11 protein-coding genes are annotated in these 11,257 nt (G+C 65.8%); 7 read left to right on the forward strand and 4 right to left on the reverse strand.

Annotation, left to right across the window (positions count from 1 at the left end):
- Nucleotides 1-37: 37 nt before the first annotated feature.
- From JCM7686_RS14090 to JCM7686_RS23550, 3 genes are all read right to left on the reverse strand, one after another.
- Nucleotides 38-1,315, reverse strand: coding sequence for a TfuA-like protein (locus tag JCM7686_RS14090; RefSeq protein WP_020951488.1), 1,278 nt, complete (start codon nt 1,313-1,315; stop codon nt 38-40).
- Nucleotides 1,312-2,589 (reverse strand): YcaO-like family protein, encoded by a 1,278-nt coding sequence (locus JCM7686_RS14095; protein WP_020951489.1) that lies wholly within the window; start codon nt 2,587-2,589, stop codon nt 1,312-1,314. Before JCM7686_RS14095 ends, JCM7686_RS14090 begins: the two co-directional genes overlap by 4 nt.
- A 95-nt stretch (nt 2,590-2,684) precedes the next feature.
- Nucleotides 2,685-3,170 (reverse strand): GNAT family N-acetyltransferase, encoded by a 486-nt coding sequence (locus JCM7686_RS23550; RefSeq protein WP_051201577.1) that lies wholly within the window; start codon nt 3,168-3,170, stop codon nt 2,685-2,687.
- A 265-nt stretch (nt 3,171-3,435) separates the two neighbouring features.
- Here JCM7686_RS23550 and JCM7686_RS14105 point away from each other — a divergent pair, with 265 nt between their 5' ends.
- A complete protein-coding gene (locus tag JCM7686_RS14105; protein WP_020951491.1) occupies nt 3,436-5,214 on the forward strand; it encodes a tetratricopeptide repeat protein in 1,779 nt (592 codons plus the stop codon).
- 38 nt (nt 5,215-5,252) lie between these two features.
- On the opposite strand, the gene JCM7686_RS14110 is transcribed toward JCM7686_RS14105, so the two are convergent.
- Nucleotides 5,253-6,023: an SDR family NAD(P)-dependent oxidoreductase gene (locus tag JCM7686_RS14110; RefSeq protein ID WP_020951492.1), complete on the reverse strand. Its 771-nt coding sequence runs from the start codon at nt 6,021-6,023 to the stop codon at nt 5,253-5,255.
- A 181-nt stretch (nt 6,024-6,204) separates the two neighbouring features.
- Between JCM7686_RS14110 and JCM7686_RS14115 the strand changes: the two genes are divergently transcribed.
- From JCM7686_RS14115 to JCM7686_RS14140, 6 genes are read left to right on the forward strand one after another with little or no spacing between them, the layout of a single operon-like run.
- Entirely contained in the window at nt 6,205-7,008 is an 804-nt protein-coding gene (locus tag JCM7686_RS14115; RefSeq protein WP_020951493.1) for an inositol monophosphatase family protein, read from the forward strand.
- The gene (locus JCM7686_RS14120; protein WP_020951494.1) at nt 7,005-7,775 is read left to right on the forward strand and encodes a FadR/GntR family transcriptional regulator; all 771 of its coding nucleotides are present in this window, start codon (nt 7,005-7,007) and stop codon (nt 7,773-7,775) included. Before JCM7686_RS14115 ends, JCM7686_RS14120 begins: the two co-directional genes overlap by 4 nt.
- Nucleotides 7,772-8,839, forward strand: a complete 1,068-nt coding sequence (locus tag JCM7686_RS14125; RefSeq protein ID WP_020951495.1) for an ABC transporter ATP-binding protein — start codon at nt 7,772-7,774, stop codon at nt 8,837-8,839. Before JCM7686_RS14120 ends, JCM7686_RS14125 begins: the two co-directional genes overlap by 4 nt.
- Nucleotides 8,839-9,588: an MBL fold metallo-hydrolase gene (locus tag JCM7686_RS23555; protein ID WP_020951496.1), complete on the forward strand. Its 750-nt coding sequence runs from the start codon at nt 8,839-8,841 to the stop codon at nt 9,586-9,588. The genes JCM7686_RS14125 and JCM7686_RS23555 overlap by 1 nt, the downstream gene beginning before the upstream one ends.
- Nucleotides 9,585-10,415 (forward strand): ABC transporter permease, encoded by an 831-nt coding sequence (locus tag JCM7686_RS14135; RefSeq protein ID WP_020951497.1) that lies wholly within the window; start codon nt 9,585-9,587, stop codon nt 10,413-10,415. The genes JCM7686_RS23555 and JCM7686_RS14135 overlap by 4 nt, the downstream gene beginning before the upstream one ends.
- A complete protein-coding gene (locus JCM7686_RS14140; protein WP_020951498.1) occupies nt 10,412-11,206 on the forward strand; it encodes an ABC transporter permease in 795 nt (264 codons plus the stop codon). Before JCM7686_RS14135 ends, JCM7686_RS14140 begins: the two co-directional genes overlap by 4 nt.
- Nucleotides 11,207-11,257 lie beyond the last annotated feature (51 nt).

Genomic DNA, 11,257 nt, shown 5'->3' on the forward strand with positions numbered 1-11,257 from the left:
GCGGAGCGAGAATCGCTCAACCAGAGCGCTTTTCACCCTAAGATTGAGCGCACAGCCGGTATTCGGCGACCAACGCCTCGCAAAATCCGTCAAGCCCGGCAAAGCCATGCTGCGCGGCATAGGCGGCCAGATCCTCGGGGACGGCACGCCCGAGCCGCGTGCCGAAATACCAGCCGATCAGGACGGGCACCGGCGGCGCGGCAGGGCGGCGCTCGCAGCTCAGATCGGCCTTGCGGCTGGCCCGTGCGCGCAGATCCGCATAACGATTGGCCTCGCGCAGGCTCGCGATCAGCTCGGGGCCAAGGCTGGCATCTTCGCGCCGCGCCAGCCCCTCAAGACCGGCGCGCTCAGCGATCAGAGCCTCAAAGCCCAGCTGGGTCAGCCCGTTGTCGGCGCACCATGCCGCAAGATCGGTCTGCCGCAACAGACCGAGCGGCAGGCGAAAGGCGAGCTTCGCCTCAGCCAGCTCGGCGGGCGGCAGCGCGGCGCCCTCTAATGCCTGCCGGGCGAGCCGCCGCAACAGGGCCGCGCGCCGGGTCTCGAGATAGCTGTCCCCCTCAAGCCGCAGCTCGGTCAGGATCGCCTCATCCACGGGATCGCCCGCGATGCGCCACGGCGCCTTGGCCCAGGCCTCGGTCCATTCGAAATGAACGGGCGGCGGTTCGGGCCAATCATCCGCTTCCAGATGGGCGCGCAGGCGGCTGACCAGTTCCTGCGCATCCGCCCGTTTCTGATCCTGCCGGTTCTCGCGCAGCCAAAGGCGCACCTCGCCCGCGCGCGCCGGGTCAAGCCCAACGGCCAGCACGCTGTCCCATGTCCGGTCCTGATAGAACTGCGCCTGACCGGCAGCCAGCAATGCCTGCGCCTCATCGGGCCGCAGCGCCGCCAGCCGTTGACCATAATCCAGCGTCGCGCGCAGATTGACCAGCGGCAGGCTGAGGCCGAGATAGCCGGTCTCGGCCGGGCCATGGACCAGCGCCACCTCATCGTCGCGGGTGAGGATGCCGTCCCGGTAGTCGGCGAAGATCCGGCCAAGGCCGATCATGCCGAAGCTTGCCATTTCAGCGGCGCGCAATGCGCCCATGCTGGCCGCGCCAAAAACCGGGATGCCTTGGGCGAGCGCCCAGAGAAGCTCTTTGTGCGACACCGCAGGCACGCCATCGAAAAAGCCGTCGACCAGCCCGATCGCACGCGGCTGGCGGCAGGTCGCGCGGTAGATATCGCCCTGCCGGGCCGGCGGCAGCAGCTCGATCCCCGCAGCCGCGTCAAGGTCGCCGGGCCGAAGCGAGGGGCCCGCGAAAAGAAGAACGCTCATGCCCGCCCCTCCAGCACGGCGCGCGCGCGCGGGCCGGGTTGATAGGCGGGATGGTCGTGCAGGCCTTCCAGCCCGGCAATCACCACCCGCACCACGGCAAGGCCGAGCGCCGGTTTGCCCAGATCGACCGCGACGACCTCGGTCAGACCCGCCCCGCCCAGGCGCCCGAGCAGCCAGTCGAGATCCTCGGCGAAGCTGTCGCTGATTTGGCCCGGCACCGCGTCAAAGCGGCGGATCGCGCGGTGATCCTCGCGCCAGCGCTGCGCGGTTCGGGCGCGGCGTTGGCGTTCGCACGGCAGATATTCAGCGGCGGTCAGATCGTCACGCGCGCCCGAAATATAGGTCATGCGCACCTGCACCGCCTCGGTCAGCGCACGCAAAAGCGCAATCTCGCGCGTCGGATGGGTGCCCGCGCCAAGGCCCAGATGCTGATCGGGCGCGCGCCGGTCCGAGATCAGCGCGAAGAAAGACGCAATCCCCAGATCGGTCGTAGTTTCCCAGACGAGCACGTCGAAATCGGCGGCCTCCAGCCGGGCCAGAACCTCGCGGCAGGCGGGATCATCGACGCTGCCGAGATCAAGCCCAGTGGCGCCTTGCGCCTCTGGTCCACGCGCATGCCAAAGCGCGGTCCCATCGCGCTCGACAAGCTCGCAGATCGCATGACAGATCGCCTCGATCGTCGAATTCCCCGAGGCGAGCCCGTTGGTACCGCAATCGAAACAGCCGCTGCCGGGCGGCGGCGGCAAAGTGAAATTGCCGCGCACCGATTCAAAGGGCAGCCAGCGCGCGGCGCCGCTGACCAAATCCCAGCCCTCGACCCAGAGCATGACGAGATCGGGGTGAAAGAGATCGGAAATCCGGGGCAAGCGCGCGAGATCGGCGAAGGCGAGGCTGGCCGAAAGCTCATTCACAGAGCCAAGCCGCAAGGGCAGCTCGATATGTTCGGCATGATAGAACTCGGCCGCCTCCATCACCCCGGACGCCGTCGCCGCCTCAATCGTCAGCCCCTTGCCCTGCGACACTGCCAGAGAGCGCGCATTCGGGCGGCACACCATCGCCACCGGCACGCCGATGCGGTCGAGCCCGGTCAGATCGGCGATGCGGGTGATGCCCATCGCGGGCAGAAGCGGGCGCAGCCGCGCTACGGTTTCGGCGGGCGGAATGCGGCGATGACAGCCCAGACGGTGGCCCTTGGCGCTGCCCTCCTGCGCCAATTGCGACAGGATCGGAATGGCGGAAAACCTGTCGTGAGGCGTGATGGTCTCTGCCGCCATGATCCCTGCCGTCTCCCTGCCTGCTGACCGGCCGAGATTAACCAAGCGCACCGTCTCTGGAAAGCGCCCTGCGCGGGTATCCTGCCCTGTGTCGATCAGCCTTGCGTTGCGGCGGTCGCTGTGGCGGTCGAGCCCGGATTCCAGACCATATCGATAATCGGCGAGACGCTGGGGTCGATGACGGCAAAGCCCAAGCGCCGGTAAAGCCCGATGGCGCGGTTGTTGCGCACCGCCGACAGCGAGACCGTCCGGCCCTCCTGCCCCGCCTTGGCCAGCAGATCCGCCATGATGACCGAACCGATGCCCAAGCCACAATATTCGTCGAGAATTTGGATCTGGGCGATGTTATAATCAAAATCGCGCTCGGCGATCTGCAACCAGCCGATGTCGCGTCCGTCATAGACGATGACCCGAGAATCGCTGGTCTTGAACGAGCGCCGGATCGCCGCGCGCCGCAAAGGTTCGTTCCATGCGCCAAGATCCTCGAGCAGAGGCCGCATCGCATTCAGATGCAACGCCTCCGCAAAGGGAAACTCATCCTGACGGATCGGACGAAGATGGAATTTCGGTCGCTGATTCATGGGAGGAACTATATCCGGGCCCGCCCGCATGTCACGGACTTCGTTCCGCCGTGGCGGCTAGACTTATTGAGATAAATAACTCGCATCTCTGTCATTTCCACGGGAAATCTCGCATCATCTCTTGATACGTTGGCCCGGCTCCGGGCTTGACAGATCACATCAAGGTGAGGTTGACATGCCCCGCCGATTTCCGCCGCTCTTTCGACCGTAAGATGAAAGGGCATTCACCGCGCCGAGGGCCAGCCAGAAGGAGCCACGAGACGCAATGTCCGCGACACCTAACTTGACCGGGCCGCAGCTGCTGACCGTGCTCTATGCCGATATTCATGGCTATACCGGGCTGATCGAGCGCAACGAGACCGCGACCATCGCCTGGCTGACGCGCTCGCTGGCGATGATCCGCGATCTGGTTGCCGATTATGGCGGCGCGGTCGTCAATACGGCGGGCGATGGGCTGGTCGCGGTCTTTCAAAGCGTGCAGCAGGCCATGCATTTCGGGCTCGAGATGCAGCGCGAGATTTCTCAGGATCGGGTCTGGCGCGACGATCACGACCCGATCGCCTATCGGATCGGCATCTCGATGGGCGATACCTTCGCCGGGCAGGACGGGGTCTACGGCCATAGCGTCAATCTGGCGGCGCGCATTCAGGGCTTTGCCGAGCCCGGCGGAATCTGCGTCACCGATGCGGTCTATCAGGTGCTGCGCAACAATGCCGATCTCGCCTTCGAGCCGCTGGGGGCCAAGCAGCTGAAAAACATCTCGACCCCGGTCGAGGCCTATGCCGTCCGCCGCGCCGCGCCCGAGGTGCTGATGCCGCAAGCCATCGCGCGGCCAAGCGCCCCGCTTGCGCCGCTGGCGGCAAACCCGCTTTTGCCCGATGCCTCGCTGGCGATCTTGCCCTTCGACAGCCTGTCGAGCGATCCGAGCGACCTGCATCTCGCCCGCGGTCTGGTCGCCGATCTCATCACCAACCTCAGCCGCTTCCGTTCGCTGATGGTGATCGCCCAGCGCTCGGCGGTCTATGCCAGCGCCCAGGGTGGCTCGCTTCATGCGATCGGGCGCGAGCTCGGGGTGCGCTATCTGCTGACCGGGAGCTTCCGGCGCAGCGGTCAGCGGCTGCGCATCTCGGTCGAGCTGGTCGAGGCCGCAAGCCAGACCACGATCTGGTCCGAGCGCTATGACGGCCAGCTGGGCGAGATTTTCGAGTTTCAGGACGATGTCGCGGCGATGACCTCGACCCGGGTGGCGCTTCAGATTGATGCCGCAGAGCAGCAGCGTCTGGCGGTGCTGACCCATCCCTCGCTTTACGCATATGGGCTGGTGCTGCGCGGGCAGGACATGGGCTTCCGCTTCCGCCCCGAATCCAATCTCCACGCCCGCCGACTCTTCGAGCAAGCGCGCGAGATCGACCCGAATTATGGCCGCAGCTATGCCGCCATGTCGCGGACCTTCAACGTCGAATGGCGCTATAACTGGTCAGCCGATCCGAAGGCCTCGCTGAACGAGGCGCTCGATCTCGCGAAACGCGCGGTGCAATGCGACCGGATGGATTCGCGGGGCTTTTCGGAAATGGGCCTCGCCCATCTCTATCTCAAACGCCACGATGAGGCGCTCGCCGCCTATGAACATGCGCTTGAACTGAACCCGAATGACGCCGATCTGCTGGCCTATATGGGCGATTGTCTGGCCTATGTCGGGCAGGGCAACCGCGCCGTCTCGCTGATCGAGCGCGCGATGAAGCTCAACCCCTATTTCCCCGATTCCTATCTGTGGTTTCTGGGCGACGCCTATTTCCACAGCGGCCAATATGCCGAGGCAATCGGCGCGCTGCACCGGATGCAGGACCAGTCCGAGGCCCATCGCCTGCTGGCCGCGAGCCATGCCCTGCTCGGCAATCTCGACGAGGCCGGGCATCACGCGCAAGAGGTCATGCGCGTTCACCCGAATTTCACCGTCGAGCATTGGCGCACCGTGCCGCCGCTGCAAAATATCGAGGATCTCGATGTCTATATCGAGGGCCTGCGCCGGGCCGGGCTGAACTAGACCCGCCCCGCTTTGGCCCCCCGCGTCTTAAGATCGGCTTAGATCCAGCCGCCATCGACGACGAATTGCTGGCTCGTGCACAACCGGCTGTCATCGGCGCCCAGAAACAGCGCCATCCGCGCGATATCCTCGGGCTGGACCTTGTCGCGCAGGCATTGACGTTCGCGGATCTGGCGCTCGCCAGCCTCGTCGAGCCAGAGCTCTTGCTGGCGCGCGGTCATCACCCAGCCGGGCAAAAGCGCGTTGACGCGAATACCCTCGGGGCCGAATTCGCGCGCCAAGGCTCGGGTGAGCCCCCAGATCGCCGCTTTCGCCGTGACATAGGCCGGGCAATCGGCATCGCCGACCATCCAGGTGATCGAGCTGAAATTGATGATCGAGCCGCCCCCTGCCGCGCGCATCATCGGACGCACGGTTTGGGCGGCGAAGAATTGATGATCGAGATTGACCGCCATGCGGTCGCGCCAATAGCCGGGCGTGACCGTCTCGCTCGCATGGCGGTCGTCGTTTCCGGCATTGTTGCACAGGACCGTCACCGGCCCATGCGCCGCAGCGGCCTCTTGGATGCGCGCCTGTAAGGCCTCGATCTCGCGCAGATCGCAGTTGAGGTAAAGCGGCGCGGCCATGCCCTGCCCCGCGATTTCGGCGACGAGTTCCTGCGACGGCCCATCGGCAATATCGACAAAGGCCACCCGCGCACCTTGGGCGCAGAAATGGCGCACGAGGCTCGCGCCAATGCCGCTGCCGCCTCCGGTGACAAAGACGCTTCGGTCGTGAAGGCTGGGATAGGTGGCGAAGTTTTGGGCCATCTGGGCTTTCTCCGTTCCGGCTGATGTCGCCTTGTGCCGCAGATGGCGCGGCCAAAAAAGCCCCGCTTAAAGACAGGCGAAAAAATGCAGCGCCGTCATATATTCGCATTATTCATAATTTATCTCGGCCGCGACGATTGCAAAGAACCGGCGCGAATCTGCTGCTGGTGGAAAGCGGAAGATGCGCGGACGGGACATAGACACCAAAGCCACAGCGGCTTGCGAGCTGGCCAAGATCGGCGGCGCCATTGCCTTGACCTCGTTTCGCAGCGCGGCTTTGGGGCTGCGTGAAAAGGCGCCGGGCGATCTGGTGACCGAGGCGGATCTGGCGGTGGACCGCCGCCTGATCGCCGAGATCCGCGCCCGCTTCCCCGAGGATGCCATTCTGACCGAGGAATCGGGCGGGAGCGCGCCCGAACGGGTCTGGGTGATCGACCCGATCGACGGCACGACCAATCTCTCGCGCGGTCTGGCGCGTTTCGCGATCTCGGTCGCTTATTGCGAAGAGGGCCGCCCGGTCTGTGGCGCGATCCTCAATCCGGTCTCGGGCGAGCTTTTCCATGCGCGGCTTGGCCATGGCGCCTATTTGGGCGACACCGCGCTGCGCGTCGCGCAAACCCCGGCCCGGCTGATCGAGCTTGGTCACGGCAATCCCCAAGACGCGGCTGGCATCGACGAAAGCTATCTGGCGCTCTCGCGTGCAGGGCTTCAAGCGGGGTGGGATCTGCGCAATGCAGGTTCGGCAGCACTCGCGCTGGCCGATGTCGCGGCGGGCCGGATCGACGGTTTCGCCGAGGCCTCGCTCGCCAGTTGGGATGTGGCGGCGGGGCTTTTGCTCGTGACCGAAGCGGGCGGGCGCGAGGGGGATTTTTTTGCCGCCGGATCTGATCTGACACGGCGTGGCCCGGTGATCGCGGGCAGTGCAGCGGCCTTCCCCGCGCTTCAGGCGGCCTATGCGGCCCTGCCCGCGCAGGTGCGCGCATGAACCACCATCCCCTTGATCCGCTTGGCTATACCGCTTTGAGCGAGGGCACGCGCGGCGGCAGTCTCCATGCGATGCTGGTGCGCCGTCTGGGGCAGATGATCGTCTCGGGCGGCTTTGCGGCGGGCGATGTCCTGCCCCCGGCAGAAGAGCTCTGCCGCCGCTTCGAGGTCACCCGCAGCGTCTTGCGCGAGGGGCTCAAAGTGCTCTCGGGCAAGGGCATGATCGAGGCGCGCCAAAAGACCGGCACCCGCGTGCGGCCGCGCGCCGAATGGAACCATCTCGACCCCGATCTGCTGATCTGGCGCTTTGCCGCGCCGAAACTCGATGATGTCGTGGCGCTGTTCGAGCTGCGCCGCGCCATCGAGCCCGAGGCCGCCGCGCTCTGCGCGCGTCGTGCCGATCCCGCGCAGATCGCCGAGATCGCGCGCCTGCTCGCCCAAATGGAGGCCACCGCCGAGGACAATGCCGCCTTTGCCGGGCCGGATTTGCAGTTCCACCTCGCGATCCTGCGCTGCACCGGCAACGATCTGATCGGCAGCCTCTCGGGCATGATCGAGGTCGCGCTTTTGATCAGCTTCCGGCTCTCGGACGATATGGCCGGGGATCAGCGCCATGCCATCCCGCTCCACCGCGCGCTTTTGGCCGCAATCACGGCGCGGGACGAAACAGCGGCGCGCGCGGCCGCCCTCGCCCTTCTGGAAGGGGCCGAGGCCGATGTGCGCCGCGTCATCAACAGAAGTTTGGAACGGAAGGAGGACAGGTCATGAGCCATATTGCACTGACCGGTCTGGCCAAGGATTACGCGGGAAGCCCGGCTTTGCGCGATTTCAGCCTGACGATCGCCAAGGGCGAGTTTGTCTCGCTGCTCGGGCCCTCGGGCTGCGGCAAAACCACGACCTTGCGCATTCTCGCGGGCTTTGAGACGGCGAGCGCGGGCGAGGCCCGGATGGGCGATCAGGACATTCTCCGCTTGCCCGCGCACCGCCGCCGCATGGGCGTGGTCTTTCAAAATTACGCGCTCTTTCCGCATCTGACGGCGGCCGGGAATATCGCCTTCGGCCTCAAGATCGCGCGTCGCCCGGCCAGCGAGATCGCGGCGACCGTTGCCCGGATGCTCGATCTGGTCGGCCTGCCCGACAAGGGCGATCACCTGCCCGCAGAGCTTTCGGGCGGCCAGCAGCAGCGCATCGCGATTGCCCGCGCGCTCGCGACCGATCCGGCGATGCTGCTGCTTGATGAACCCTTGAGCGCGCTTGATGCCGTTGTCCGGGTCGAACTGCGGGACCGCATCCGCGAGATCCAGAGCGCGCTCGGCATCACCACCGTCTTCGTCACCCATGATCAGGAAGAGGCGCTCGCCGTTTCAGACCGCATCGTCGTCATGCGCGCTGGCGTGATCGAGCAGGTCGGCACACCCGAAGACATCTATCTGCGCCCCGCGACCCGCTTTGTCGCCTCGTTCATCGGGCGGATGAGCCTGATCGACGGGATCTGGCGCAATGGCGCGCTCAGTGCGGGCGATTTGTCGCTGCGCGTCGCCACCGACCAACCGCCGCGCGACGGCATGGGTGCGACCCTGCTCTTGCGCCCCGAGGCCCTGCGCCTGACCGATCCCGCCACCTCGATTGCGGGCTGGAACAGCCTGCTCGCCCGCGTGCGCGCCTCGGTCTTCCAAGGCGGGATGCGGCGGCTGACGCTGGAGGCGGCGGGCCAGGAATTCCTCGCCGATCTGCCAAGCGATCAGGGCACAGCGCCCCGCGGCACCGAGCTGCGGCTGAACTTCGCCCCCGATGCCTGCCGGTTGCTGCCCCGCGAAACGGAGGCCGCGTGATGCGTCTGAGCATTCTTGGCGCGGGCACGATCCTGCCGCAACCAAACCGCAGCCCCGCCTGTCATCTGCTTGAAATCGCGGGCAGAAAGCTGGTCTTCGACCTGGGCCCCGGCGCTGTGGCGCGGCTCGCGGCGGCAGGGCTCGACCATCGCGAGATCGACACGGTCTTCATCTCGCATCTTCATCCCGATCATGTCCTCGATCTGGTGACGCTCTTGCAGGCGACCAATGCGACGCCCAGCTGGGAGCGGCGCGCGCCCTTGCAGCTGATCGGCTGTCGCGGGCTTGCCGCTTTCACCGAGGCGCTTCTGGCGATCTTCCGCGATGCCCGCCCGGAAACCTATGCGCTCGAAATCCACGAGCTCGAACTTGGCGCGAACGAGGTCGCGGGGCTGAATATCCATGCCGCGCTGACCGGGCACACCTCGAACAGCCTCGCCTTGCGGCTTGAGGCGGAGGGCCGCGTCTTTGCCTATTCGGGCGATGCCGCCGATCTGCCCGCTTTGGTCGAGATCGCGCAAGACGCCGATCTCTTCCTGTGCGAGGCCTCTTTCCCCGACGGCCAAGGCACGCCCGACCACCTGACCGCGACGCAAGCGGCCAGCATCGCCGCGCGCGCCGGAGTGCGCCACCTCGTTCTGACCCATCTTTACCCGCAGGCTGATACGCAAAACATGCGCGCCGAGGCAGAGGCCCAGTTCAAAGGCCGCCTGACCATCGCCCAGGACGGCACAGAGGTCCGCGCATGAGCCTGCGAACCACCTTGCGCAATTGGGCCGGGCTCTTGCCCTTCCTTGCCTTCGCGCTCGCCTTTGAGCTTGCACCGATCGGGGTTCTGATGCGCTCGGCCTTCACGGTCGAGGGCAGTCTCGGGCTTGGCAACTTCAGCCGCGCGCTGACCCCGGTCATGCAGCAGGCCTTCGTCAACAGCCTTGGCCTTGCCCTCGCTTCGGCGCTGCTCGGGACCGCGCTGGGTCTGATCGTGGCGCGCGCGATCACCACCAGCCGCTCGGCGACCACGCAGAACATGCTGACCGCCTTGGCCGATGTAACCGCGAATTTCGGCGGCGCGCCTTTGGCCTTTGCTTTTGTGATCACACTCGGCTCGACCGGGATCATCACGCTGCTGCTCAAACAGGTGGGGATCGATCTTTACCCCGCTTTCCGCATCTATTCGCTGAGCGGGCTGGTCATCGCTTACACCTATTTCCAGCTGCCGCTGGCGATCTTGCTGATGATCCCGGCGCTTCTCGGCCTGCGCCGGGAATGGAGCGAGGCCGCGACCAGCCTTGGCGCGACGGGCCGCGATTACTGGCTGCGGGTCGCTTTGCCGATCCTGCGCCCCTCGCTTCTGGGCTGTTTCTTCCTGCTTTTTGCCAATGCCTTCGGCGCTTATGCGACGGCTTGGACGCTGACCGGCTCGGCGGTCAATCTGGTTACGGTCCAGATCGCGGCCTTGGCGCGCGGCGAAGTCCAGTTTGATCCGGCCTTGGCCGATGCTTTGGCCACGCTCTCGCTGGCGGTGATGCTGGTCGCGGTCGGTCTTTGCCAGATGATGATGCGGAGGCGCGCATGAGCCGTAATCTTTGGCGCCCGACCGTGCTCTCGCTGTTTCTCGCCTTCATGATCGTGCCGGTGCTGGCGACCGCGCTTTTCTCGATCTCGGTGCGCTGGGACCGCTCGCTTTGGCCCGAGGGGCTGACGCTCGAGTGGTGGCAAAAGGTCACCGCGAAAACCGCCTTCCGCCGGGCGCTGTGGAACTCGCTCTGGGTGTCTGGGCTGACGGTGGTGATCTCGGCCGCGCTGGTCGCGCCGACGGCTTGGCTGGTTCATTCGCGCCTCAAACGCGCGCGCTGGCTGGTCGAGATTCTGGCCATCCTGCCCTTCGGCCTGCCGGGCGTCGTGCTGGCTTTGGGTCTGATCCGGCTTTACGCGGGCAATACGGTGATGGGCATGTCCACGCTTTTGATCGCGGCCTGCGTGACCATCACCCTGCCTTTCATGTATCGCGCCATTGCCAATGCGCTCGAGGCTTTGGACATCCCGACCCTGACCGAGGCCGCGCAAAGCCTTGGCGCAACGCGGGGCCAGATCTTCCTGCGGGTAATCTTGCCCAATATCCGCGCGGGTCTGGTCAATGGCTGCCTGCTGGTCTTTGCCGCGACCTTCGCCGAATTCGCGCTGGCCAATCTGCTGATCGGGACGCGAATGAAAACCTTCCCGATCTATCTTGTCGAATTCACGCGGTTCGATGCGCGGCAAGCAAGTGCTCTTGCCTGCCTGAGCTTCGCCATCGCGTGGATCATCTCGCTTGCGATCCTTTGGGTCGCGGGGCGCCGCCGCAAGGGCGGTGCCGGGGCGGGATGACCCATGGGGCGCTTGCCCTTCCTCACGACCTCCACCTCCTCCTCCCCAATT

This window comes from Paracoccus aminophilus JCM 7686 (assembly GCF_000444995.1).
Lineage (GTDB): Bacteria > Pseudomonadota > Alphaproteobacteria > Rhodobacterales > Rhodobacteraceae > Paracoccus > Paracoccus aminophilus.